Genomic DNA, 26,232 nt, shown 5'->3' with positions numbered 1-26,232 from the left:
TTATCGTATATTTAGGGAATCAAGTTAATTTTCATGAAAATTATATCTTCCTTATTATCTCTGATATTTCTATTCGTCTTTATTCCGCAAGCTTATTCGCAGTCTAATGTAGAAGTAAATACTAGTTGCGGAATCGTGCAGGGGAATTACGACCAGAAGAGTGATCTAAGCATATTCTTAGGTGTGCCTTATGCAAAGCCTCCTGTTGATGAGCTTCGTTGGAAAGCACCTCAAAACCTTGATCCCTGGAAAGGGGTTAAAAAAACCAAACAATTTGGGCCTTCGGCAGTTCAGGAAAACGTTTTTGGCGACATGGTCTATCGCAGTAATGGCAAAAGTGAAGATTGCCTGTATCTGAATATTTGGACTCCTGATGTTGATCCAGATAAAAAAATGGCGGTTTTAGTTTATTTCTATGGTGGAGGATTTGTCGCCGGCGATGGCTCTGAACCTCGATATGACGGCGCATCGCTAGCACAAAAGGGAATTATTACCGTAACTGTAAATTATAGGCTCAATATTTTTGGATTTCTGGCACATCCCGAGCTCACCGAGGAATCGGCTTACAATGCCTCAGGAAATTATGGTTTGCTTGATCAGAATGCGGCCATCAAATGGGTTTATGAGAATATAACGCATTTTGGTGGTGACCCAGAAAGAATTAGTATCGGCGGTGAGTCTGCAGGTTCCATTTCAGTTAGTATGCAAATGGCTTCTCCATTATCTAAAGATATGCTTGCCGGGGCGATTGGTGAAAGTGGAGCAGCTATAAATCCAGCTTTACCGCCAGTTCGCTTAGAAGAAGCGGAAAAAATAGGAGAAGACTTTGTGATGCAAACTGGTTATACGTTCCAGGAGCTCAGAAATTTACCTACAGATTCTATTTTTAAAATTTACAATCAGTCCGGTAGATTTGGTTTCCCAGCGGTTATCGATGATTATTTTTTACCAAAAAGCTTACCCGAAATTTTCAGTAATAAAGAACAAGCCCAAGTTCCACTTTTGGTGGGATGGAATTCAGCTGAAATGATTGCTGAAGCATTTTTGCAGGATAATAATATGACCAAAGCGAAATATACCGCGAGAATGAAGGAAACATTTCCAGATAAATGGAAACAGGCAATTGAGCTTTATCCCGTTAAGACAAATGGCGATGTTCGTTTAGCTGCAACAGATATGGCCTCCGATAGATTTATATCCTACAGCACATGGAAATGGGCAGATCTACACGCTAATCATTCAGATCAACCGGTATACCGATATTTTTTCAAAAGAATCAAGCCCTCTCCAGATGACAATCCGGTAGATACTTCAGTAGGAGCACCGCATGCTTCTGAAATCGAGTATTTTCTTGGGAATCTAAATGGTGCTGACAATGCGAATCTATCCGAAGATGATTTTAGTATTTCTGAAAACATTCAGAGGTATCTAGTAAATTTTGTAAAAACAGGAAACCCTAACGGAAATGAACTCTTGAAATGGCCGTCAATTAAGTCTTCCGAAGATAAAACTCCGGTTTTATTAATGGATACTGTTTTCAAAGTTGAAGATTCAGAAATTGAAGCGCGTTATCATTTTCTTGATACACATTACCAAAATGATAAATAACAAAAAATCCCCGGGCAGCGGGGATTTTTCAAAAAACCAAACAAAAAAAGGGTCATCAATTCAAAGAGAATGTACTAATTAAATTAACCTCGTTACCCTTATAGGAATATTGGGATAGTGTATTATCCCCGATCATTAGCAGCTTGTCATCAAGAGGAATGACATCATAGGTGTTAATGTTCGTAAATTGATCTACAAGACTAAGATCGGGGGTGTTTTTAGTATCAAATATTTTAAGCCCTTCATCACCATCGCAAACAAAAAGCCAGTCATCCTTTACGCCTAAGCCAAAGGGATTATTCATTTCGTAGGAATTTACAATTCTTGGGTTGTTCTTGTCTGAAACATCTACGACATCCAATTGATTAAAATTTTGTCCGCAATTGTTGCCGCCTCGAATAGTCACGTATGCGTAATTGTCTTTTACTACGACAGGATCACATCCCAATACGTGCTGAAGGAAAGAAACCTGCTGTGGAGACTCTGGGTTCTCAAGATCATAGATATACATTCCAGTCGCACTACCCAGATAAAGATGATCCTGATAATGGAAGATTGTTTCAATATTCCAGCCGGCATATTCACTACTTAGCTCAACCGGATTAGAAGGATTGCTAATGTCTACTACAGAGAGTTCGCTCTCTTCAGCTATATAGAGTAAGTCGTCATTTATTGTAAACCTGGCCATACTTCCGCCGGTACCAGATCCACCACCGTCTGCTTCTGAGAAGAAAGGCTCATTGACCAGATCACCTCTGGCATATTCTATTTTTCGGGATTCAGTGATATAGCCTATAATAACTTCAGTATTATGATCAAAGTTTTCGAAGTCTACGAAACTTACCTGTCCTGGTGGTGGGGTGCGATAGTAATTAGGGAAAATGTCTTTGACCCTGCCTGCTTCTTTAATAGCATTCATGTCACTAAGATCGAAAACTACCAGGTCCATTCCATTATTTGCGTAAAGCATATTATTCCTAATGGCCACATCGGTATTTCGCGGGATCTTCAGAAATTGAACTTTTACGGGATTGAATGGGTCGGTATTGTTGATGATGTGAACACCTTCGTTTTTGTCATTGATAAATATATAATTCTGCCAGGCGTAGATCTTTCCCGATTCTTTGATTTCACGGGGAGCCTGAATTTCTACGGAAGCACGAAAATCAGCGATGGACTGAGTTATGGGTACTGCAACTGTAGTGAACTCATCATCACTATCCTCCTCACAAGAAGTGAAGAGGAAAAGTGGTGATAGTAGTAACACAAAAAGTAAATTTTTCATGTGTAATTGTGGTTAGGTATCTGTTAGATGCTACACTTTCCAAAAGGTTGCGTAAGATTTAAGAAAATTTTTTCTGTCACTTTGTCAGAACTCTGTTTAGTTCTATCTTTGCGATTCTAAAAACCCGGAGGTTAGTATAGATTTATGGAGAAGACAATAGACGAGAAAAAACAGGGGAACTCTTTAGTTATGGAGCCTAAGCCTGAAAATACCCGGAAACTTTTTATTGAAAGTTTTGGATGCGCAATGAACTTCAGTGATTCAGAAATTGTTGCATCCATTCTTAGTAAAGAGGGTTTTAATACTACCCAAAAGTTAGAAGAGGCAGATCTTGTTCTGGTAAATACCTGCTCGATTCGGGATAAAGCGGAGCAAACTGTTAGAAAAAGACTGGAAAAATACAATGCTGTAAAAAGAATAAACCCAGGAATGAAAGTGGGAGTGCTGGGCTGTATGGCAGAGCGTCTAAAAAGTAAATTCCTGGAAGAAGAGAAGATCGTAGATATGGTCGTGGGGCCAGATGCCTATAAGGATCTTCCAAATCTTGTGAGTGAAATAGAAGAAGGCCGAAGTGCCATGAATGTTCTTCTAAGCAAGGAGGAAACATATGGAGATATCTCTCCAGTACGCCTGCAAAGTAACGGTGTTTCAGCATTTGTATCCATTACCCGCGGTTGTGATAATATGTGCACATTTTGTGTGGTTCCATTTACCCGCGGTCGCGAACGTAGTCGTGATCCTCAAAGTATACTTGAAGAGGTGAACGATCTGGCTGATAAAGGCTTCAAAGAAATTACTTTATTAGGACAGAATGTAGATAGTTACTTATGGTATGGTGGCGGACTCAAAAAAGACTTTAAAAATGCTACTGAAATTCAGAAGGCGACGGCAACAGATTTCTCGCAGCTTCTGAAGCTTGTTGCAGAAGCACATCCCAAAATGAGAATCAGGTTCTCTACATCCAATCCTCAGGATATGACGCTTGATGTGATTAGAATGGTGGCCAAGTATCGTAATATCTGTAACTATATACATTTACCGGTACAATCTGGAAGTAACCGAATTTTAAAGGCGATGAACAGGCTGCATACCCGTGAAGAATATTTTGAGCTTATTAGAAACATCAGGGAGATGATCCCAAATTGCGGAATTTCTCAGGATATGATTACCGGTTTTCCAACCGAAACCGAAGAAGATCATCAGGATACCTTATCTCTAATGGAGAAGATTACCTATGATTTCGGTTTTATGTATGCTTATTCTGAAAGACCCGGGACCATGGCTGAAAGAAAGCTGGAAGATGATGTGCCTCATGAAGTAAAGAAAAGACGTCTACAGGAGATCGTAGATCTTCAGCAGAAACATAGTAAACAGAGAACAAAACGTTTCCTAGGGCAAACTACCGAAGTCCTGATCGAAAGAGAATCCAAAAAATCTGATCAACACTGGAGTGGTAGAAATTCACAGAATACTGTCGTGGTTTTTGACAAGGAGAATTATAAGATCGGTGATTTTGTCAACGTAAAAATAAAGGACTGTACCAGTGCTACTCTTATAGGAGAGCCAGTGGGGTATAGTGATAATAACTAATAACCTAACCAATCGTATATGAAACTTCGTTACCTCCTATTCGTATTTTCAGTAGTATTATTTTCATGTAGTTCAGATGACTCTTCTAATGTTGAGGAAGGGAATCCCGCGATTACCGGTGATTTTGTAGGATATACTCAAACCTTCAATCAATCTGGTGACGTTTATGATTACACCTACGAAGACGGTAAATGGTTGAGTATGGAGGTTAATGGCGATCTATGGATTGAACTTCAGTATAATGATGAAGACCAGTTGGTAAGAATTACAGAAAATAGCCAGAACTTTTCTACAGATCTTCAGTTTGGTTATGATGAATCCGGACAGTTAATTTCAGTTCAGGAATATGATGAATCCACTGATAGTTTTATGCCACGGGAGATTACTTATTCTGGCGATGTTATTAAAGTAGATAAGCTTAGCACCGGAGATAATTCTGGAAGAGTTGTTTTCACATTTGACAACGATCAGCTGAGTAAATTTGAAGATTTTAATGGGGATTCTATGCTTCTGCATTCAGATGAACTGGAATATGATGAGGGTGGAAATGTGATTCAGAATACCATATTTACAAGCTATTCAGGTTTATCAATAACCGAGGTTTTTGGTTATGAATACGACGATAAGCCTAATCCTCTCGCAGGATTTTTTCAGAATTACACTTTACCATTCTTAATATATGGCTCTAAAGCAAAATTGGTGAACTATGAGATTAGCACAGCCATAAGAGCATTTGGAACTAATAATAGGATCACGAACATCTACCCGGCGTCCTATTCAGAAAATCAAAAACTCGATATAGAAGTAGATTATAATGGTGAACAAATCACTACGCAAACTTTTATATTTCGTCCACAAGAAGCAGTAATTCAGGTAATCGAATTTTTATACAGCGAATAATTAATGGAATCAGTTCAGGCAATTAAACAGCGATTTGGAATTATTGGAGATGATCCAAAGCTCAATCGTGCAGTAGAAAAAGCAATTCAGGTTGCGCCCACAGATATTTCAGTACTTGTTACCGGAGAAAGTGGTGTGGGTAAGGAAAGTATTCCGAAGATCATTCACGCGCTTTCTCATCGTAAACACGGGAAGTACATCGCAGTGAACTGTGGAGCAATTCCTGAAGGAACTATCGATAGTGAACTGTTCGGACACGAAAAAGGTGCATTTACCGGTGCTACTCAAACCAGAAGTGGTTATTTCGAGGTAGCCGATGGTGGAACCATATTTCTTGATGAAGTAGGAGAGTTGCCTTTACCAACGCAGGTAAGATTACTTCGCGTACTGGAAAATGGTGAATTTATAAAAGTAGGTTCTTCAAAAGTTCAGAAAACCGATGTTCGCATCGTGGCTGCTACGAATATTAATATGTTCGAGAACATTAAAAAGGACAAATTCCGGGAAGATCTTTATTACCGTTTGAGTACAGTGGAAATTGGATTGCCACCACTACGGGAAAGAAAAGGTGATATCCATTTACTTTTCAGGAAATTTGCTTCAGATTTTGGATTGAAGTACAAGATGCCCACGATCAAACTTGATGATGAAGCCGTTGCTTTGTTGCTAAAATATCGTTGGGGAGGAAATATTCGTCAGCTACGAAATATTGCAGAGCAGGTTTCCGTTTTGGAACAGAAGAGAAATATTAGCGGCGATGAACTAAGACAATATCTTCCGGATATTGGCAGTAATCTACCGGCAGTCATTTCAGATAAAAAGAAGGAAGGAGATTTCAGCAATGAGAGAGAGATCCTTTACAAGGTACTTTTCGATATGAAGAGTGACCTGAACGATTTAAAGAAATTAACGCTGAAGTTAATGCAGGAGGGAGATAGTAAGCAGGTTCAGGATGAGAATGAAGGTCTTATCGAAAAGATTTATGGGAATAGTGGCGATGATATCGACGAAGCAGATATTGATGAAGATGAGCTGAATGTTCTTCAAATTCCGCAACAAAATTCTTCTTCACCAAGTCAGGAAGAAAAGGATAAGTATTATTTTGCTGAAGAAATCGAAGAGGAAGAAACACTTTCTCTTCAGGATAAAGAGTTGGAGCTAATTAAAAAGTCGCTGGAAAGACACAGTGGGAAGCGCAAGGCTGCGGCAGAAGAATTGGGAATAAGTGAACGAACTTTATATCGAAAGATCAAACAATACAATTTATAATTAATGACAAGATTTCTTAGCATTATCACAGTATTACTGGTGAGTTTGAGCTTATCTTCCTGTATGTCCTATTCCTTCACAGGAGCAGACACCGGAGATGCTGAAACATTTCAGGTAAATTTCTTCCAGAATAATGCAGATCTTGTGGAACCAGGTATAGACCGAGCTTTTACGATCTCCTTGCAGGACCTTATTCAGAATCAAACAAGTTTAAGTCTTACCAATACTAATGGGGATTTGATCTTTGAAGGTGAAATTACGCAGTTCTATGTGTCGCCAATGTCTGCAACTGCTGAAAATACCGCTGCGCAAAGTAGACTGACCATTGCGGTAAACGTTCGTTATTACAATACACTGGAACCGGAAAAGGATTTTGAAAAGCGTTTTTCTTTCTATTATGATTATCCAGCACAGCAACAATTGATCGGGGCAAACCTGGAGACGGCACTGGACGAGATCTATACCAGAATTACACAGGATATTTTTAACGCAGCGCTTACCGACTGGTAATGGAAAAAAAAGCACTCTTAAGTTTACTAAACTCTCCTGCGGAAATTACTAAAGAACAAACGCGGGAACTGGAAATTTTGCTTGAGAAAGCACCCTATTTCCAGGCGGGTCGTGCTATAAGGCTGAAGGGGCTGAAAGAACACCAGGAATTCAGTTACAATTCAGCATTGAAAAAAACCGCGGCCTATACCACAGACCGTGACATTCTTTTTGATTTTATTACTTCTGAAGAATTCAATCAAAACACGATCGCGAGACAGATCAGGCAGCAGGAAGACCGACTGAAGGAAATGACGGTCTACGAACATGAGGAAGTTCATGGCAGGCGAAGCATAGATCTGGATGATGCGATCAAAATGAAGCAGTCTGAATCTGAACGCGTTATGGATCCTGCATTGTTCGAACGTGCGCAGTTGGAGGATACTTCAGATAATGCGATAACTAATGAATCTTCCGAAGAAGAGAACCTGGAAATTGGAAAACCTCTGGAGTTTGATCAAAAGGAATCTCATTCATTTTCTGAATGGTTAAAATTAACCAAGGCAGAACCTGTAGATAGAGAAAACGAGGCAGAAGAACCAGAAAACGAAGATCGCCAGAGAAAATTTGATCTTATTGAAGAGTTTATTGCTAAAAATCCTAAGATCAAACCGGTAAAATCTGTTTCCAAAAACAATCTTGCCGAAGATTCTATGACCAGTCAGGAGTCGCTGATGACAGAGACTTTAGCGCGTGTTTACCTCGAACAGAAGAACTATAAAAAAGCCATTCAGGCATATAAAATATTAATTTTGAAAAATCCCGAAAAAAGTGGTTTCTTTGCAGACCAAATTCGGGCAATAGAAAAATTACAAGACACTAATAACGATTAAGAATGAGCACATTCACTATATTTTTAGCTTTAATAATTATCGTAGCATTTTTGCTGGTAGTTGTGATCATGGTTCAAAACCCTAAGGGTGGAGGACTATCTTCTTCTTTTGGTGGCGGAGGTCAGCAAGTTGGAGGGGTTAAAAAGACTGGAGACTTTTTAGATAAAAGTACCTGGACACTTGCAACTTTATTGCTTGTTTTGATCCTGCTTTCTAACGTAGCTATTATGGATAAGCCAGCGGAAGCTGGAACAAGGGTTTTCGAAAGTGACGAACCTGTAAATACTGAAATGCCTGCAGCTCAACCAGCAACTCAAACTGACAATGAGCAGTAGATAAGATACTCAAAAACATTTGGAAATGCCAGCTTATGACAAGCTGGCATTTTTTTTTGCCTTATGGCAGAGAATTAGAGCTGGCATAATTTTAGAAATATGTCTCTCGTATTTGAAAAATTAATTAACCTAATAATAAAATTTAATAAAATGGGACTAAACATTAAGCCACTTTCAGACAGGGTTGTAATTGAGCCTGTTGCTGCAGAAAACAAGACTGCTTCTGGTATCATTATTCCTGAGACAGCTAAAGAAAAACCTCAAAAAGGTAAAGTTGTAGCTGTTGGTGGAGGTACCAAAGATCATGATATGACAGTTAAAGAAGGTGATACAGTTCTTTACGGTAAGTATGCTGGAACAGAGCTAAAACTTGAAGGAACAGATTACCTGATCATGAGGGAAGATGATATACTAGCAATAGTATAAGTTTCACTTCAATTTTCTGGCAACCGCTGGAATTTATAATCAAAAATTAATTAACCAGTTATTCTGTAGTCTAACTATAGAAAATTAAAAATTATAGAAATGGCAAAAGATATAAAATTTGACATTCAGGCTCGTAATGGGATCAAACGTGGTGTTGATGCTTTGGCGAACGCTGTAAAAGTAACTTTAGGACCTAAAGGTCGTAACGTAATTATTAGTAAATCTTTCGGTGCACCAACTGTAACTAAAGATGGTGTAACTGTAGCGAAAGAAATCGAACTTGAGGATCCTTTAGAAAATATGGGAGCTCAGATGGTGAAGGAAGTTGCTTCCAAAACCAATGATCTTGCTGGTGACGGTACTACTACCGCTACAGTTCTTGCTCAGGCTATCGTACAGGAAGGTTTGAAGAACGTTGCTGCTGGTGCAAATCCAATGGACCTGAAACGTGGTATCGATAAGGCTGTTGAATCTCTTACTGCAGATCTTGCAAAGCAAACTAAAGAAGTAGGTGATTCTTCAGAAAAAATCAAGCAGGTTGCATCTATTTCGGCTAACAACGATGATGTTATTGGTGATTTGATCGCTCAGGCATTCGGAAAAGTTGGTAAAGAAGGTGTAATTACTGTAGAAGAAGCTAAAGGAACAGAGACTTATGTCGATGTTGTAGAAGGAATGCAGTTCGATAGAGGATATTTATCTCCTTATTTCGTAACGAATTCTGAGAAAATGACGGCAGATCTTGAAGATCCATACATCCTTCTTTTTGACAAGAAGATCTCTTCAATGAAAGATCTACTTCCAGTACTGGAGCCAGTAGCTCAGTCTGGAAAGCCTCTATTAATTATTGCTGAAGATGTTGATGGTGAAGCTCTTGCTACACTGGTAGTTAACAAACTTCGTGGTTCATTAAAAATCGCTGCAGTGAAAGCTCCAGGATTTGGTGACCGTAGAAAAGCAATGTTAGAAGATATTGCTATCCTTACTGGTGGTACTGTAATTTCTGAAGAAAGAGGATTTACTTTAGAAAACGCTACAATCGATATGTTGGGTACTGCTGAAAAAGTAGCGATCGACAAGGATAATACTACAATCGTTAACGGAGCTGGAAATAATGATGACATCCAGAGCAGAGTAAACCAGATCAAATCTCAGATCGAGTCTACTACTTCAGATTATGATAGAGAAAAGCTTCAGGAGCGTCTGGCTAAATTAGCTGGTGGTGTTGCAGTACTTTACGTAGGTGCAGCTTCAGAAGTAGAAATGAAAGAGAAGAAGGACAGAGTAGATGATGCACTTCACGCAACCAGAGCGGCTGTAGAAGAAGGTATTGTTGCTGGTGGGGGTGTTGCGTTAGTTAGAGCTCAGGCTGTACTAAGCAAGATAAAAACCGAAAATGCTGATGAAGCGACTGGAGTACAGATCGTTTCCAAAGCTATCGAATCTCCACTAAGAACTATCGTGCAAAATGCTGGTGGTGAAGGTTCAGTAGTGATTAACAAAGTATTGGAAGGTAAGAATGACTTCGGTTATGATGCCAAAACAGATACTTACGTAGACATGCTGAAAGCTGGTATTATTGATCCTAAGAAAGTAACAAGAGTAGCATTGGAAAATGCAGCTTCAGTTGCTGGAATGATCCTTACAACCGAATGTGCGCTTATTGATCTTCCAGAAGATAATGCTGGAGGTGGAATGCCACAAGGAATGGGCGGCGGTATGCCAGGAATGATGTAATTATCAATTCATATAATTAGAAAACCCGGCAATTTGCCGGGTTTTTTTATTTAGGGTTTTTGATCATTTCGTAAGAATTCAAAAGCGCCTTCCCTGAGATTGATCCCATACTCAAGATAGGCTTTGAGACAGGCCAGAAAATTTGCCCAACCTTCCGAGTTTCTGCCGAGCCAGGCAATCCCTTCAGCGTCATTTTGCATTCCTTCTTCTAAAACTGAAACCAAAGTTTGATTTTTTTCAATTTCAGTAAGTTCGAAAGTTACCGTGGTAATATGATTTTCGGCACCTTCCCATGTTATCACAATAATTTCAGGAAATTCGACCCGTAGCACTTCAATAGAAAACTCAACGAACTTGAATTCCGGGAATTTCCAGGTGATCTGCTTACCTACTTCGAGATTTGAACTTGCTTCAGAAATAAAAAATTTGCTCAATTTCTTCCGGTCTGTTATTGTCTGGAATACATCTTCCCTGCTTTTGGCAACCTGGATCTTTGTACTAATTCTAAGCTTCTCTGAATTTGTCATAAACTGATTTATGGCTTTCTTATTTGAATTTCGCTAAAAGGAAATAATCTATATCTTCAGCTTTTTGAAATATATGAATTCCAGACTAAAAATAATAGCGCTAGTAGCCGGGCCACTTCTTTTTCTTATTCTGCAGCTATTAGGTAGACCCGATTCTATGCCTGAAGCGGCATTTGATGTTCTCTGCGTAACATTGTGGATGGCGATCTGGTGGGTTTCTGAAGCAATTCCCATTGCGGTAACTGCTCTATTACCAAATATCCTTTTTCCTTTAACCGGAGCGGTAAGTATAGAGGATACAACCGCAGCTTTTGGTCATAAATATGTCTTTTTGTACCTGGGCGGCTTCATTCTCGCGGTGGCTATTGAAAGATGGGGTTTACATAGAAGGATTGCTCTGAATATCATTCAGTTCATAGGTGCAGATATCAAAAAGATCATTTTGGGATTTATGGTGGCAACGGCATTTCTCTCCATGTGGATTAGCAATACTGCTACTTCGGTAATGATGCTGCCCATTGGAACTGCAATTATCAGTCAGTTAAAAGACAATCCGGCAAGTGCAGAAAATGAAAATAAAATATTTGGTAAGGCCTTGATGCTGGCAATTGCCTATAGCGCCTCGATTGGCGGAATAGCAACTTTAATAGGTACTCCGCCCAATCTTGTTTTTGCCGGCATTGTAGAAGAAATATATGGTATCGAGATCAGTTTTACCAAATGGCTTATTCTTGGTTTGCCAGTATCGATTTTGCTTTTAATAATTTGCTGGAAGTATCTAACCACAAAAGCCTTCAATTTCAGTCAAACAGAATTTCCAGGAGGAAAGGCAGAGATCGACCGACTCAAAGCTGAACTGGGTCACATGAGCATACAGGAGAAAAGAGTTTTAGCAGTTTTTGCTATTACTGCATTTGGCTGGATTAGCAGAAGCTATCTCTTACAGCCAGTATTGCCGTTCATAGACGATACCATTATCGCGATGATCGCGGCTGTAGCTCTATTTCTAATTCCTGCAGGTAAGAGCAAAAGAAAACTGGTTACCTGGGAAGAAGCGGTTAAAATTCCCTGGGGAATTATTTTATTGTTTGGAGGAGGAATGGCACTTGCAAAAGGTTTTGGGGAAAGTGGTCTGGCGGTCTGGATAGGAGAACAATTGACGAATCTTGAAAATTTGCCATTACTTTTACTCGTAGTAATATTAATTGCTGCTGTCAATTTTCTAACTGAGGTGACTTCTAACCTGGCGACAACGGCCATGCTTTTACCAATTCTTGCTCCTATGGCGATCGCACTCGATTTACATCCTTATTTTTTAATGGTTGGAGCGACTCTGGCTGCCTCCTGTGCTTTTATGTTACCAGTTGCAACTCCGCCGAATGCCGTGGTTTTTGGGTCAGGTTATCTAAGAATCCCGGATATGATAAAAACAGGTATCTGGATGAATATTGTCAGCATAGCATTGCTAAGCCTGATCGTATATTTTCTATTGCCGTATTTGTGGAATTTCGAACCTGAAGTGATTCCGAAGAAATTTTTAGGAGATGGATCCTAGTTTTCTTCGAATTCCTCTTCTTTCATACTTGCCTTGGTTTGCAGGAAATATTTAGGACTTACTCCATACTTTTCTTTAAAGATTTTGGAAAAGTAACTACGATTGTTGAGTCCGATAGACGTTACAATTTCTGAGATGTTCTTTTCTGAAAGTTTCAGCATTTCTTTGGCAGCTTCTAACTTAATATGCTGCATATATTTATTTACAGTAAGATCGTAAACATACTTAAAGCCTTCCTGAAGTTTGTTGACATTGGTTCCAGCTTCTTTCGCCAGCGTTTCTACGGAAAGATTTGTACTAAGATCACCCTGAATTCTTTTGGCGACATAATTCACCTTTTCAATATCAGACTTTCTTAAGATTTTTGGCAGATTCTCCCCATTCTCATCATCCTGATACTGGTCTATTTGTATGGTAAGCATTTCAAATGCTTTTCCTTCTAGAAACAGGTTACGGAGAAATCCTGTAAAATCTTTAGTATTTATCTCATCCATTAAGTCTGCCGACTTAATACTATAATTCCCCTGGTAGAAAAATTGCTTTTTCGAAACTGCGTCTTTAAATAGCTCCTTCAAGGTTGGATCAAGATCTTTAAAATCATAATTGGAACGATGAGCAAAAACAGATCTAATGATTTCCAGGCTCGAAACATGGGTTTGGACATCCTTTTTAAAATATAGGATATGTCCATCATATCCACTGCTGCTCACTACAATGTTCTGGTAGGTATCTATGCTGTGTTCATCATCACTGTGCTGAAAGCAATGGCTAATACTCCCTTCAGAACAGAAAATAAATTTTAAAGGGTGTACGGTATTTAGAGAAAAATGTATTTCAACATCCTGCGAAAATTTACAATTGTAGGTGATATAGCCCATCCCGGAGTCAAAACTAATTCCTCGAATAGTACCTTCACCATACTCTGAAGGAATTTCGACTAGAAGTTCCCCGCTACGATTTTGCACATCTGCATCCAGCGATTGTGCTATGTTCTGCACAATTTCATTAACCGGTAGCGTTTGAACATCAATTCTCATAATATTACTGCTGAATTTTTTCGCCTAATAAGATAGGCTTTTTACAATTAAAAATCTTAAAATCTTGGGTTGTAAAGTTAAAGCTTGTGTGAAAAAATTAAGAATTTCTATAAAAGAAACTGTCAATAGAGATAATGGTAATGCGAAAAACGTTAGTGTTTCGGGGTGTTTCCAAAGCATAGCTAAATTTTAGAGCTATTGGCGGAAATTAATTCAAATTGAAAATCTTTGTTAAATATATATCGTTAATACATTTCAGTAAGAATTTGCTTTATTTTTCAGTAAAAACCATCAATATGAATCAAGATAAAGACAGATCGTCACCTGTACCTAAGGAAGATCGGGATAGTGAACAAAAAGTAAATCAATCTACCGAAACCAGAACTCAGAATTCCAGTTCAAAACTTTGGATCGTGATCGCCATAGTCGTTGTATTTTTACTTATTATTCTTTCTGTAACCGGAGTCTTATAGTTTAAAACTGTAGCTTCGTTTTTTTCGTAATTATAAGTATTAACACATAAGCAAAAGTAAATGGCTAAAAATTATTATGATCCGGCAGACCTGAGAAAATTTGGAGAGATTACTGAATGGAGCGAAGAACTTGGAAACAAGTTTTTTGACTACTACGGTAAAGTATTCGAAGAAGGAGCTCTCTCTGCACGTGAGAAGTCATTGATCGCTCTTGCAGTAGCCCATGTAGTAAAATGTCCTTATTGTATAGATGCATATACCAAAGATGGATTACAACGTGGAATTACCAAAGAAGAGATGATGGAAGCGGTTCATGCCGGCGCTGCAATTGAAAGTGGTGCTACCCTTGTGCATGGTGTGCAAATGATGAATAAATACAAAAAGCTAAGTATGTAAGTTTTTACTGAATTGAAGAACTAAACATACGTAGAAACAACTATATGATCACAAAATCCCTGAAGGCGCGTAAGGATGATCTTTCAAGCCCTAAGAACCAGTTAGAATTTTTAAGCGAAGGCATATTTGAAGAAGGCGAACTCCCGTATTTCCGGGATAAGATCGCAGAAACTCATGACCTGCCATTCAAACCCAAAAAACTCGAAATACTACAGTTGAATCTTGGTTACATGTGTAATCAGGTTTGTTCGCATTGCCATGTAGATGCCGGTCCCGATCGTAAGGAGATCATGACGGTAGAAACCATGAAGCAATGTCTGGAAGTGATCAAGAATACCGGAGCCCATACGCTGGACCTTACTGGTGGTGCCCCTGAAATGAATCCGAATTTTAGATGGTTTGTGGAAGAAGCCGCTAAAGCCGGAATCAAAGATTTTATTGTTAGATCAAACCTAACGATCATTCTTGCCAACAAGAAGTATCACGATCTACCGGAATTCTTTAAGAAGCATAATGTCCACGTGGTTTCGTCTTTACCATTCTACAAAAGAGAAAAAACTGATAAGCAAAGAGGTAGTGGTGTTTTTGATAAATCTATCAAGGCGCTGCAAATGTTGAACGCTGTAGGTTACGCGCAGGAAGGTACAGGTCTAAAACTGGATCTGGTATATAATCCTTCCGGTGCATTTTTGCCAACAGATCAAAAGGCGATGGAGCAGGACTTCAAAAAAGCTTTGAAAGAAGATTTTAATATCGATTTTGGCAGTCTGTTCGCAATAACAAATTTACCCATAAGCCGATTCCTTGAATACCTTATAGCTTCTGAAAATTATGAAGATTATATGTATGCACTGGTAGAAGCTTATAATCCTGCAGCCGTTGAAAACGTGATGTGTACCAATACAATCTCCATTAGTTGGGATGGCTGGTTGTATGATTGTGATTTTAACCAGATGCTGGAACTAAAAGTAAATTCTAAAGTGCAGCATATTAGTGAATACAACGAAGATATTTTGAATGATCGAAATATTATCATTTCCCAACATTGCTACGGTTGTACTGCTGGAGCAGGAAGTAGTTGCCAGGGAACAGTAGCTTAATATGAAATTACAGGGAATCATTTTCAGCTTAATTTTTTTCATTGGAATTACCGGGTTTAGTCAAAACGCATTGGATGATCTATTGCAAAAATATAATTCTGGCGATGTTCCATATACTTCCGTAGAGCAACTGCGTATGGATCAATTAAATGATGAGGTGGTCATCCTGGATGCAAGGGAAAGCAATGAATACGAAACCAGTCATCTTGATGGATCAAAATATATAGGGTATAATAATCTTGATCTTAGTGTTCTGGATTCCATTACCAGGGATAAACAGATCGTTGTCTACTGTTCAGTAGGAATTAGATCAGAGAACATAGCCAAAAAGATTCAGGATTTAGGATTTGAGGATGTAAAAAATCTATACGGAGGAATTTTTGAATGGAAAAATACCGGCTATCCTGTTTATGATAATAAAGGCAAGAAAACCGAAAAAATTCATACTTATTCAAAATACTGGTCGAAATATCTTAAGAACGGCGAAAAAATTTACTAGGTGTCAAAAGAAAATCTGCTAATCATATTTACAAAAAATCCTGTTCTCGGAAAGGTCAAAACCAGGCTTGCCAAAGGAGTAGGAGATAAAAAAGCTCTTGAAATTTATAAATTTCTGCTGAAGCATACTAAGGATGTAACCAGTAAGCTTGACGTAAGCAAGCAGGTTTATTACGCCTGGAATATCGCTGAAAACGATCTCTGGGAGGATGGAGGTTTTCAGAAAAGATTGCAGGTAGAAGGAGATCTGGGAGAGAAAATGGAAGCTGCTTTTAAAGCTGGATTCGACGAAGGCTATAAGAAAATTGTGATTATTGGAAGTGATCTTTACAATCTTGAGACAACAGATCTTGAGGATGCTTTTGAAGAACTTGAAGCTCACGACTATGTAATTGGACCCGCTGAAGACGGTGGATATTACCTTTTGGGTATGAAATCATTAAATTCAGATTTATTCATAAACAAAGCCTGGAGTACTTCCAGTGTATTCGAACAAAGTCTTCAGGACATGCAGGAGGGAACTTATAAAGCGCTGCCACTAAAAAATGATATAGATACGCTGGAGGATATTCAAGATCATCCGGCTTTTCAAAAATTAATAAATAATGACAGATAGAATAAACGAATCGGTAGATTATTTAAAATCCAAAGGATTCGGCGAACCCGAGGTTGGGATCATATTAGGTACAGGTTTAGGTAAATTACTGGACGATGTAGAAATTGAAGTAACCGCCAGTTACAATCATATCCCATATTTTCCAACTGCCACGGTGGAATTTCACAAGGGGAAACTAATTTTTGGAACCCTGGCAGGAAAAAAAGTGGTCATCATGCAGGGGAGATTCCACCTGTACGAAGGTTACAGCCTTTTTGATGTTACATTCCCGGTAAGAGTGATGAAACGTTTGGGGATGAAGCGTTTGCTGGTTTCCAATGCTTCCGGAGCGATCAATTTAGATTACGATAAAGGGGAGTTGATGCTCATTGATGATCATATTAATCTTCAGGGTGGTTCGCCACTGGCTTTCCATGGCGTTGAGCACCTGGGAGAACGATTTGTGGATATGAGCGAACCTTATGATAGATCCATGAACGAGCAATTTGAACATACCGCAAAAGAGCTGAATATTACTTTGCATAAAGGTGTGTATGCTTCGGTATTGGGACCTCAACTGGAAACCAGAGCAGAATACCGTTATTTAAAGATGATTGGTGCAGATGCGGTTGGAATGAGTACAGTGCCTGAAGTGATCGTTGCCAACCACTTGGGGATTCCGGTGTCAGCAATTTCTGTGATCACAGATAAAGGGGATCCGGATAATCTTGAAAAAGTAGATATTCAGGAAATTCTGGCAATGGCTGCCAAAGCAGAACCAGATATGGTTAAATTATTTAAAGAATTACTTAAGAAATTATAAATGAGTTATTTAGAGATTACTAAAGACGTTTACCGTGAGGCTGCACTTACGCCAGATGTGGGACTTTGCTGCACCACAAACCCGATCTGGGAACTTCCGGGATTGAAGATCCCAAAGATCATGCAGGAGATGAATTACGGTTGTGGTTCAACTGTGCATGCCCGGGATCTGACAAATAATCCGCGTACGCTCTATGTGGGTGTAGGTGGCGGAATGGAACTTTTACAGTTCGCTTATTTTTCCCGAATGAAATCTGGAGTGGTTGGCGTAGACGTGGTGGATGAAATGCTGGAAGCGTCCCGCAAGAATTTTGTGGAGGCAGAAGCCCAGAACCCATGGTTCAAATCTGAATTTGTAGATCTTAGAAAAGGAGATGCTACGGCGTTACCGGTGGAGGATAACTCTATAGATGTAGCCGCACAGAACTGTCTTTTCAATATTTTTAAAACTGAAGAGCTTACTCAGGCTTTAAAGGAAATGTACAGGGTGCTAAAGCCGCATGGAAGACTTGTAATGAGTGATCCTACCTGTGAGCAGGAGATGAATGATGAACTTAGAAATGATGAACGCTTAAGAGCGCTTTGTCTTTCCGGAAGTTTAAGCATCAAGGATTATGTGAAAGCATTGACCGATGCCGGCTTCGGAACTATCGAGATCAGGGCCAGAAAGCCTTATAGAATTCTGGATCCCAAAAACTATCCTACAGATGAATTGATTTATATCGAATCTATTGAAGTAGCCGCGATTAAAGATCCTATGCCAGAAGATGGGCCTTGTATCTTTACTGGAAAAGCTGCGATCTATTATGGAGATGAAGATCATTTTGATGATAAGAAAGGACATATTTTATTGAAGAATCAGCCAATTGCAATTTGTGATAAAACTGCAGGTGCACTGGCAGATCTTGGAAGAGATGATATTTACATAAGTGAGTCCACCTGGCATTACGATGGTGGTGGATGTTGCTAGTTAAAAAAACAAGATTATGAAGAAAGTATTTTTAAGTTTTTTGATCCTGGTCTCAGGGGCATTTATTTGTCAATCCTGTAACCTTATTTCGAGCGCAGGCTTCAACAGTAAAGGATTACCTACGCCAGATTCTGCAAATACTTCTGCAGCTGCAGAGGACAAAGTAGATCATTCCGGTTGGGATCAACTATTGAAAAAGCATGTGGATGACGACGGAATGGTAGATTATAAAGGTTTCCAGAAAGATCGGCCAGCACTTGACAAATACTTAAAGATGCTTTCTTCCATGAAGCCAGATGATACCTGGAATCGTGATCAACTTCTGGCATATTATATCAACCTCTATAATGCGTACACGGTGGATCTTATTCTTCGGAATTATCCAACGAAGAGTATTAAGGATATTTCTGGAGCATGGACAAAAGAGTTCGTCAAAATCGGAAATAAGGAAATTTCACTTGGTGCCATTGAAAATAGTCTGTTACGTAAAATGGATGAGCCAAGGATTCACTTTGCGATCAATTGCGCGTCCATAAGCTGTCCAAAACTTATAAATGAAGCTTATACCAGCGAGAATATCGAAAAACAACTGGAAAAGGCTACAAATGAATTTATCAATTCAGATAAGAATGAAATTTCAGCTTCGCAATTGAAGCTTTCATCGATTTTTGATTGGTATAAGAATGATTTTACTGAAAATGGATCTTTGATCGAATACATAAATCAATATTCAGAAGTGAAGATCAACTCGAATGCCAAGGTAGATTACAAGAACTACGACTGGAACCTGAACGAAGCAAAATAAGTGCTGTGATAAGTATAATTATCCCGGTCTATAATGAAGAGAAGCAGCTTCCGGCTTTGCTAAAATACCTGGAAACTGCTTCTTCTACTTATATACGGGAAATTCTTGTTGTCGATGGTGGAAGTACAGATGAAACTTCCCAACTTGCCATCGAACACCCAAAGGTTACTTATTATCTTTCTGAAAAAGGCCGGGCAGTTCAAATGAATTATGGTGCAAAAAAAGCAAAAGGTGAACTGCTGTATTTCCTGCATGCTGATAGTTATCCACCAGAAAATTTTGATATTTTAATCAAGGAGGCTGTCAGAAAAGGCAATAATTGCGGCTGTTTTCAAATGCGCTTTGACAAGGATCACTGGTGGTTGAATTTGATGGGACAATTCACAAAATTTAATCATCTATCCTGTAGAGGAGGAGATCAATCTTTGTTTATTACCAAAGATCTTTTTCATTCCCTTAGCGGTTTTAATGAAAGTTATACGGTTTACGAAGACAACGAGTTTATAAAACGGCTATATGAGCATGGATCATTCACAGTGATCAGGAAGTGGCTTACAACTTCTGCACGTTTATACGAGCGTATGGGAGTCTGGAAAACACAAAAGTTATTTCTTGAGATCTACTGGAAAAGAAGATTTGGTGCTACTGCTGAAGATCTACGTTCTCATTATTGCAAACGGATTAATTCCTGAAGCTGCCGTAAAAGCTTTTCAACTCTTTTTCTGCTGGTTTATTTTGTGGCGTGAACCTGGAATTTTCGAGTCCGCCGCTATTGGTTCCCTGATGCCACTTCCAAAGAAAACCACCTGCAAACCATTCTTTAGACCAAACCTGTTCAAAAAGAACTTGATAAGCATTTGACTGTAAATTTAAATTAAGACCGGGATGTTCCCGTTCAGAATTCCAAGGTGTTTTCAAGGCATGGTCAATACTTCTATATCCAAATTCTGTAAAAATTATCTGCTTCTCAAATTTATCAGATGCAGATTCAAGTGAACTAAGATGAGGTTCCCAGCCTTCTTTTATTTGATCAATATCGGGAGAAGCTTCGTCACTTATGGGAAAGTAAGCGTCCACGCCAATATAATCCAGGTCATCCCAGATCGTAGTTTGATCGAATTTATCCCAGTTTTCAGCATAAGTGATCTGCCCGCTATATATTTTTCTTACTTCGGAAATCAGGTTTTTCCAGAAGTCGGGTCGGTTGCTTACAAAATTGAAAAGTTCGGTTCCAATACAGAATAATTCCACATCTAGTTCTTCTGAAATTTCAGCATATAAAAGAATAAATTCAGCATAAGAATCTTCGAATTGCTTCCAGTCTTCTTCAGTTTCAAATTCAAGATCCCCGGTGAATGTTCCATTCCGAAGCCATATCTGCGGCTTTACCATAATATTTAGATTGCGCTCTCTTAATTTTGAAACAGTATGCTCAATACCTTCCTTGCGTTCACCAAACCACTGCCGATTAATGTTAAATTTTAGCTGAGGTTCCTGGCTGTCCGGTAGAAAACCAAATGGCATCAGGGCAATGTAATTGGCTTCAGTTTCAGCAACATAGTTTACTTCAGTATCGAGAATAGAATCCCGGGAAGCCACGAGGCTAATCCCATTCATTTTAGGTGATCGTTGATTTGTTTGACAGGACGCTGTTAGTAAACCGACCATTAGAAAGATCTGAATTATGAGGAGTGCCGATTTCCACTGCATGATTGAGCGATTATTGAGTAGTATAATTGGGTTTGTAGTTATTTTCAGCTTACTTTACTAAGTATATTCTGGCCTGTAGCAAATTATAAAAATAAATGGAGCATATCGTTATCATCGGAAATGGAATTGCTGGTATCACTGCTGCCCGGCATATTAGAAAAGCTTCAGACTGCAAGATCACCGTAATTTCTGGGGAATCTGACTATTTTTTCTCACGTACCGCTTTAATGTATGTCTATATGGGACATATGAAATGGGGCCATCTAAAGCCTTATGAAGACTGGTTCTGGGAAAAGAATCAAATAGAACTTAAGAAAGCCTGGGTTGATCACATAGATTTTGAAAATAAAGAACTCACTTTTTCTTCCGAAGAAACATTGCACTACGACAAGCTTATTCTGGCTACCGGTTCTTTGCCGAATCGCTTTGGCTGGCCAGGAGAGAATCTCAATGGCGTGCAGGGGATGGTTACCAAACAAGACTTGGAAAAACTGGAGGAAAGAACCTCCAGTATCAAACAGGCGGTTGTCATTGGTGGCGGACTCATTGGCGTGGAACTGGCAGAAATGCTGCATACACGCAAGATTCCGGTGACTTTACTGGTGAGAGAAAAAGGCTTTTGGAGCGGCGTATTGCCACCACAGGATGCAAAGATGATATCTGAGCATATTCTGGCGCATGGAATAGACCTTCGGCACGAAACAGAACTTGAGGAAATTCTTGGGGATGAACAGGGCAACGTTCGCGCTATTAGAACCAAATCTGGGAAAGAGATCACTTGCGAATTTGTTGGTCTTTGTGCAGGTGTAAAGCCTAATATCAACTTTCTTAAGAACCTGGAAATTGAAACCGAAAAAGGCATTCTCGTGAACGAATTTCTCGAAACCAGTATTCCAGATGTTTACGCGATTGGTGATTGTGCACAACAAAGAAAAGCCATAGGAGAACGAAAACCGGTGGAAGCAGTATGGTACACTGGCAGAATTATGGGCGAAACTGTAGCCAGAACGATTACTGGATATCGAACTCCCTACCAACCGGGTAACTGGTTTAATTCGGCTAAATTCTTCGATATAGAATATCAAACCTATGGCTGGGTATTTAATAAACCCGGGCTAAATGAACAGCATTTTCACTGGCAGCACGAAAGTGGAGAAAAGGCGATCACGATCGCTTTTGATACTGAATCAGGAAAATTCAAGGGCATCAATACATTCGGAATACGAATGCGACAGGAGGTATTCGATAAATGGCTGAATGAAGGAAAGACGATAAACCACGTTTTATCAAACCTCAAAGCAGCTAATTTTGATCCCGAATTTTATGAGCATCACGAAGCTGAGATCTTTAAAAGTTTTAAAAACAATTTACAAAGCACCTAATGAGTAGAATTGAACAAAATATGTCGGTAACCGGCGAAGCTGCAGCATCTCTCAATACAGGACAGAAAATATCGACTTTGCTGGGGATGTCTGGACTCATCATTCTTTGTCTCGCTGCTTTCAATCTAAATTTCCCCAATAAGGTTCTTTGGCTAAGTATCGCTTTAGGATCGATCACTGCAGGAATTGTGTGGTTTGCTCATGCTACCTATTCGAGCACGCATGCAGGCATTAAGAACGACGGAGTCTGGTTTAAAAGTATGACCAATCGCGGTTACGTGGCTTATCTTACAGGTGTTGGCTTGACCGGGTTCTATATACTGCTCTATTTCTTTCCTCAATATCTTGGTTTAAGGGCAGAAGGGGATAACGTAGGATTGATCGCTCTGTTTGATCCTCTGAGTTACTTGTTAAGTGGCAATCCGGCGAGCCAGTGGTTCGTATATGGAACTTTGTATACCATTGCTATTCTGGCCTTTGGAGTGAAATTCCTATGGAAATACCGGCATAATCGCTATGAGAAATTAAGAACTTTTAGTGTGATGTTCTTTCAGCTGGCATTCGCATTTCTTATTCCTGAATTTATGTCCAGGCTTAACGACGATGGGATGAACCTGCCGTATTACGATCTTAAGAATATCTGGCCACTTAATTATTATAATTTCGAACAATACCGGGTAGATGGTTTTCTTTCATCAGGTAATATAGGATTGGCTTTGCTAATTTTCGGTGTAGTTTCAATTTTTGTGATCACCCCGATTCTGACTTATAAATACGGGAAAAGATGGTATTGCAGCTGGGTATGTGGTTGTGGAGGTCTCGCTGAAACTGCTGGTGATCCTTACCGCCAACTTTCAGATAAGAGTCTTTTTGCCTGGAAAGTTGAGCGATGGGTGGTGCATAGTGTACTTGTTTTCGTCGTTCTAATGACTACCGCTGTCATCTACAGTTATCTTGGCTATGATTCTTCAAAATACTGGCTTACACGCGATGTCTTCCTGATTGGTGTTGGGACATTTCTAACCTTGCTGTTTGCAGCGATATGGTATTTTAAAAGAGAAGAATTGCAGAAGGACGCAAGATATGGTGCGATTGGATATCTCGTGATCATCCTTGGATTAATAGCTTTCCACTATTTCAGCGGACAGAACTTATTCTTATTTAATGCAGAAAGCCTTCGCCAGGCTTATGGTTTCCTGATTGGTGCAATATTTAGCGGAGTAATTGGAACTGGATTTTATCCAATTTTCGGGAATCGCGTATGGTGTAGATTTGGTTGCCCAATGGCGGCAATTTTAGGAATGCAACAACGTCTATTCTCAAAATTCAGAATTACGACCAACGGCGGCCAGTGTATTTCCTGCGGAAATTGTTCTACCTATTGCGAGATGGGGATCGATGTTCGGGCGTACGCACAAAAAGGCGAGAATATCGTTAGATCTAGTTGTGTTGGCTGCGGAATCTGCTCAGCGGTTTGTCCCAGAGGTGTTCTCAAACTGGAGAATGGTTCCACCAATAATCGAATCACGGCGGAAGATGGAGTTGTTGGAGATAATGTAGATCTTTTAGATCTTCTGAAGCAGAAAAGCTTATAATTTGTAAGGAGTTCGCTTATTTTCGCACTTCTCAAGCTGAACTGAATAACTGCCCATGCATTCTTCCATAAAAGTGATCATTCCGGCCTATAACGAAGCCGATTCGATTGGTTTGGTGATCGCAGCTATTCCTGATATTGTGGAAGAAGTCATTGTTGTTAGCAATAATTCTACAGATGCTACTGAAGCAAAAGCTGCTGCTGCCGGTGCTACAGTCCTGCAGGAGAATCGAAAAGGTTATGGCTATGCCTGTCTAAAGGGAATGCAGTACATCTCTGAACAATCTAAAAAGCCGGATATTATAGTTTTTCTGGATGGAGATTATTCAGATTATCCTTCAGAATTAGTCAGGATCGTTCAGCCGATCATTGAAGATAACAAAGATTTTGTAGTAGGAGCGAGGGTAAAAGAATGGCGGGAAACCGGTTCGATGACCTTTCCGCAGATCTTTGGAAACTGGCTGGCTACAAGTTTGATGAAATTATTTTTCAACTCCACTTTTACAGATCTTGGACCTTTTCGAGCGATCAAATATGAAAAATTACTTCAGCTGGAGATGCAGGATAAAACTTATGGCTGGACAGTAGAAATGCAATTAAAAGCACTTCGGAAAAATTTAAGATACTCAGAGATCCCAGTGCATTATCGAAACCGGATCGGGGTTTCCAAAGTTTCAGGAACACTTAAAGGTGCTATCTTTGCAGGTGTGAAAATATTGGGATGGATCTTCAAATACAGTTTTAAATGATAGACCTGCTGGTGATCATATTATACACGCTTGCGTTGCTGGTTATCTTCATCTACAGCCTCTCGCAGCTACACCTTTTGCTCAATTACCTCAAAGCTTTAAAATCCACCGAGACTGCGGAAAAATTTAACTTCGAAGCGAACGATGACTATCCATTTGTCACCATACAATTGCCGCTCTATAACGAGGAATATGTTGTTGAGCGTTTGCTGAAAAATATTGCCAGAATAGAATATCCCAGGGAAAAACTTGAGATCCAGGTCCTTGATGATTCTACAGATGATTCTGTAAACATCACTTCTAAACTTATTGAAAGTCTGAGGCTGGAAGGATTGGATATACAGCATATTTGCAGAGAAACACGGACTGGTTATAAGGCTGGAGCTTTAAAAGAAGGTCTGAAGATCGCTCGTGGAGAGTTTATCGCAGTATTTGATTCAGATTTTGTGCCCGGCAAAAATTGGCTGAAACAAACATTACCCTATTTTAAAAATTCCAGGATTGGTGTGGTGCAAACCCGTTGGGGGCATCTAAATCGTGATTATTCGCTACTTACCAGGATACAGGCTTTTGCACTTGATTTTCACTTTATACTGGAACAAACTGGAAGAAATTTTGGTCGCAATTTTATCAATTTTAACGGGACAGCGGGAATCTGGAGAAAGGAATGTATTCTGGATGCCGGGAACTGGAGTGGCGATACGCTTACAGAAGACCTTGATCTCAGTTATCGTGCACAGATGAAAAAGTGGGAATTCAAGTATCTTGAAAATGTTGAAACTCCTGCTGAGTTGCCCGTGGTGATTAGTGCAGCAAGGAGCCAGCAATTTCGATGGAACAAAGGTGCTGCCGAAAATTTCAGGAAGAACTATGGAAAATTATTAAGAGATAAATCGGCATCATTCAGTACCAAGTTCCATGGGTTCTTTCATCTTTTGAACTCCAGTATGTTTTTGATCGTTTTGTTTCTTGCGGTGCTCAGTTTGCCGGTACTCTACATCAAGAATTCTAATCCGGCTTTCGACTGGTATTTTAATCTGGTAGCAGTATTTGCACTAAGTACGCTCATCTTTTTTCTTTGTTACTATGTTGCCTGGTCAAGAATACATGGAAAAGGACTCAAATCCTTTCTTAAGTTTTTAGGGATGTTTTTAACCTTCTTTTCTATTGCGATGGGATTTTCAGTTCATAACTCACTCGCTGTTCTGGAAGGTCATATCGGGAAACGCTCGGAATTTATAAGAACTCCAAAATTCAATATTAGTGAGAGTGGTGACAAATGGAAGGGTAATAAATATCTGTCCGGTAAGTTTTCAAGAAATATAATTATTGAAGGGATACTGTTTCTTTATTTTGGCTTTGCCATTTTTAGCGCATTCCGACTTCAGGAATTCGGACTCATCATTTTCCACCTCATGCTATTCGCCGGTTTTGGTTTCGTTTTCATACAAAGCTTAAAGTCTGAAGTTTAACTAACTTAGTCGGAA

27 protein-coding genes are annotated in these 26,232 nt (G+C 39.4%); 23 read left to right on the top strand and 4 right to left on the bottom strand.

Features of this window, described 5'->3' with window-relative positions; translation table 11 throughout:
• Nucleotides 1-33 precede the first annotated feature (33 nt).
• Nucleotides 34-1,608 carry a carboxylesterase family protein gene (locus tag JM79_RS15315; protein WP_141878993.1) on the top strand — a complete coding sequence of 525 codons (1,575 nt, stop codon included), beginning with the start codon at nt 34-36 and terminating at the stop codon, nt 1,606-1,608.
• A 55-nt stretch (nt 1,609-1,663) separates the two neighbouring features.
• On the opposite strand, the gene JM79_RS15310 is transcribed toward JM79_RS15315, so the two are convergent.
• Nucleotides 1,664-2,893 (bottom strand): hypothetical protein, encoded by a 1,230-nt coding sequence (locus JM79_RS15310; protein WP_141878992.1) that lies wholly within the window; start codon nt 2,891-2,893, stop codon nt 1,664-1,666.
• A gap of 144 nt (nt 2,894-3,037) precedes the next feature.
• On the opposite strand from JM79_RS15310, the gene miaB reads away from it, so the two are divergent.
• The 8 genes from miaB (at nt 3,038) to groL (ending at nt 10,532) form a co-directional block, all read left to right on the top strand.
• Complete coding sequence (gene miaB / locus JM79_RS15305) at nt 3,038-4,483, top strand: tRNA (N6-isopentenyl adenosine(37)-C2)-methylthiotransferase MiaB (RefSeq protein WP_141878991.1); 1,446 nt, start codon at nt 3,038-3,040, stop codon at nt 4,481-4,483.
• A gap of 18 nt (nt 4,484-4,501) precedes the next feature.
• Nucleotides 4,502-5,383 (top strand): hypothetical protein, encoded by an 882-nt coding sequence (locus tag JM79_RS15300; RefSeq protein ID WP_141878990.1) that lies wholly within the window; start codon nt 4,502-4,504, stop codon nt 5,381-5,383.
• Between the two features lie 3 nt (nt 5,384-5,386).
• On the top strand, nt 5,387-6,652 hold the full coding sequence (locus JM79_RS15295) for a sigma-54 dependent transcriptional regulator (protein WP_141878989.1): 1,266 nt from the start codon (nt 5,387-5,389) through the stop codon (nt 6,650-6,652).
• 3 nt (nt 6,653-6,655) lie between these two features.
• Nucleotides 6,656-7,162: an LptE family protein gene (locus JM79_RS15290; protein WP_141878988.1), complete on the top strand. Its 507-nt coding sequence runs from the start codon at nt 6,656-6,658 to the stop codon at nt 7,160-7,162.
• Nucleotides 7,162-8,034, top strand: coding sequence for a hypothetical protein (locus JM79_RS15285; protein ID WP_141878987.1), 873 nt, complete (start codon nt 7,162-7,164; stop codon nt 8,032-8,034). The genes JM79_RS15290 and JM79_RS15285 overlap by 1 nt, the downstream gene beginning before the upstream one ends.
• Before the next feature lie 2 nt (nt 8,035-8,036).
• Entirely contained in the window at nt 8,037-8,369 is a 333-nt protein-coding gene (gene secG / locus JM79_RS15280) for a preprotein translocase subunit SecG (RefSeq protein WP_141878986.1), read from the top strand.
• 150 nt (nt 8,370-8,519) lie between these two features.
• On the top strand, nt 8,520-8,795 hold the full coding sequence (locus JM79_RS15275; RefSeq protein WP_141878985.1) for a co-chaperone GroES: 276 nt from the start codon (nt 8,520-8,522) through the stop codon (nt 8,793-8,795).
• A 99-nt stretch (nt 8,796-8,894) separates the two neighbouring features.
• On the top strand, nt 8,895-10,532 hold the full coding sequence (gene groL, locus JM79_RS15270) for a chaperonin GroEL (RefSeq protein WP_141878984.1): 1,638 nt from the start codon (nt 8,895-8,897) through the stop codon (nt 10,530-10,532).
• Nucleotides 10,533-10,582: 50 nt separating this feature from the next.
• On the opposite strand, the gene JM79_RS15265 is transcribed toward groL, so the two are convergent.
• Nucleotides 10,583-11,059, bottom strand: a complete 477-nt coding sequence (locus tag JM79_RS15265) for an SRPBCC domain-containing protein (protein ID WP_141878983.1) — start codon at nt 11,057-11,059, stop codon at nt 10,583-10,585.
• Between the two features lie 73 nt (nt 11,060-11,132).
• Here JM79_RS15265 and JM79_RS15260 point away from each other — a divergent pair, with 73 nt between their 5' ends.
• Nucleotides 11,133-12,614: an SLC13 family permease gene (locus JM79_RS15260; RefSeq protein ID WP_141878982.1), complete on the top strand. Its 1,482-nt coding sequence runs from the start codon at nt 11,133-11,135 to the stop codon at nt 12,612-12,614.
• Here JM79_RS15260 and JM79_RS15255 read toward each other — a convergent pair.
• A complete protein-coding gene (locus JM79_RS15255; RefSeq protein WP_141878981.1) occupies nt 12,611-13,651 on the bottom strand; it encodes an AraC family transcriptional regulator in 1,041 nt (346 codons plus the stop codon). The genes JM79_RS15260 and JM79_RS15255 overlap by 4 nt on opposite strands.
• A gap of 296 nt (nt 13,652-13,947) precedes the next feature.
• Here JM79_RS15255 and JM79_RS16170 point away from each other — a divergent pair, with 296 nt between their 5' ends.
• From JM79_RS16170 to JM79_RS15215, 9 genes are read left to right on the top strand one after another with little or no spacing between them, the layout of a single operon-like run.
• A complete protein-coding gene (locus tag JM79_RS16170) occupies nt 13,948-14,124 on the top strand; it encodes a hypothetical protein (protein ID WP_185739514.1) in 177 nt (58 codons plus the stop codon).
• A gap of 60 nt (nt 14,125-14,184) precedes the next feature.
• Complete coding sequence (locus JM79_RS15250; RefSeq protein WP_141878980.1) at nt 14,185-14,520, top strand: arsenosugar biosynthesis-associated peroxidase-like protein; 336 nt, start codon at nt 14,185-14,187, stop codon at nt 14,518-14,520.
• Nucleotides 14,521-14,564: 44 nt separating this feature from the next.
• A complete protein-coding gene (arsS, locus tag JM79_RS15245; RefSeq protein WP_141878979.1) occupies nt 14,565-15,620 on the top strand; it encodes an arsenosugar biosynthesis radical SAM (seleno)protein ArsS in 1,056 nt (351 codons plus the stop codon).
• A 1-nt stretch (nt 15,621) separates the two neighbouring features.
• On the top strand, nt 15,622-16,119 hold the full coding sequence (locus JM79_RS15240; protein ID WP_141878978.1) for a rhodanese-like domain-containing protein: 498 nt from the start codon (nt 15,622-15,624) through the stop codon (nt 16,117-16,119).
• Nucleotides 16,120-16,734 (top strand): TIGR04282 family arsenosugar biosynthesis glycosyltransferase, encoded by a 615-nt coding sequence (locus JM79_RS15235; protein WP_141878977.1) that lies wholly within the window; start codon nt 16,120-16,122, stop codon nt 16,732-16,734.
• Nucleotides 16,724-17,536, top strand: coding sequence for a purine-nucleoside phosphorylase (locus tag JM79_RS15230; RefSeq protein WP_141878976.1), 813 nt, complete (start codon nt 16,724-16,726; stop codon nt 17,534-17,536). The genes JM79_RS15235 and JM79_RS15230 overlap by 11 nt, the downstream gene beginning before the upstream one ends.
• A complete protein-coding gene (gene arsM, locus JM79_RS15225; protein ID WP_141878975.1) occupies nt 17,537-18,505 on the top strand; it encodes an arsenosugar biosynthesis arsenite methyltransferase ArsM in 969 nt (322 codons plus the stop codon).
• Nucleotides 18,506-18,521: 16 nt separating this feature from the next.
• The gene (locus JM79_RS15220; RefSeq protein WP_141878974.1) at nt 18,522-19,310 is read left to right on the top strand and encodes a DUF547 domain-containing protein; all 789 of its coding nucleotides are present in this window, start codon (nt 18,522-18,524) and stop codon (nt 19,308-19,310) included.
• Between the two features lie 5 nt (nt 19,311-19,315).
• Nucleotides 19,316-20,002: a TIGR04283 family arsenosugar biosynthesis glycosyltransferase gene (locus tag JM79_RS15215; RefSeq protein ID WP_141878973.1), complete on the top strand. Its 687-nt coding sequence runs from the start codon at nt 19,316-19,318 to the stop codon at nt 20,000-20,002.
• Here JM79_RS15215 and JM79_RS15210 read toward each other — a convergent pair.
• On the bottom strand, nt 19,992-21,020 hold the full coding sequence (locus JM79_RS15210) for a glycoside hydrolase (protein WP_260443461.1): 1,029 nt from the start codon (nt 21,018-21,020) through the stop codon (nt 19,992-19,994). The two genes, JM79_RS15215 and JM79_RS15210, sit on opposite strands and share 11 nt — an antisense overlap.
• A 95-nt stretch (nt 21,021-21,115) precedes the next feature.
• Between JM79_RS15210 and JM79_RS15205 the strand changes: the two genes are divergently transcribed.
• The 4 genes from JM79_RS15205 to JM79_RS15190 are packed head-to-tail and all read left to right on the top strand — an operon-like array spanning nt 21,116 to nt 26,217.
• The gene (locus JM79_RS15205) at nt 21,116-22,402 is read left to right on the top strand and encodes an FAD/NAD(P)-binding oxidoreductase (RefSeq protein WP_141878972.1); all 1,287 of its coding nucleotides are present in this window, start codon (nt 21,116-21,118) and stop codon (nt 22,400-22,402) included.
• Entirely contained in the window at nt 22,402-23,997 is a 1,596-nt protein-coding gene (locus JM79_RS15200; RefSeq protein WP_141878971.1) for a 4Fe-4S dicluster domain-containing protein, read from the top strand. The genes JM79_RS15205 and JM79_RS15200 overlap by 1 nt, the downstream gene beginning before the upstream one ends.
• Before the next feature lie 55 nt (nt 23,998-24,052).
• Nucleotides 24,053-24,745, top strand: coding sequence for a glycosyltransferase family 2 protein (locus tag JM79_RS15195; protein WP_141878970.1), 693 nt, complete (start codon nt 24,053-24,055; stop codon nt 24,743-24,745).
• A complete protein-coding gene (locus JM79_RS15190) occupies nt 24,742-26,217 on the top strand; it encodes a cellulose synthase family protein (protein WP_141878969.1) in 1,476 nt (491 codons plus the stop codon). Before JM79_RS15195 ends, JM79_RS15190 begins: the two co-directional genes overlap by 4 nt.
• Nucleotides 26,218-26,232: the final 15 nt, after the last annotated feature.

The sequence above is a fragment of the Gramella sp. Hel_I_59 genome (genome assembly GCF_006714895.1).
In the GTDB taxonomy this organism is placed as follows: Bacteria; Bacteroidota; Bacteroidia; order Flavobacteriales; family Flavobacteriaceae; genus Christiangramia.
Note: the sequence above shows the minus strand (reverse complement) of the source record. Positions and strands in the feature narration are given on the sequence as shown.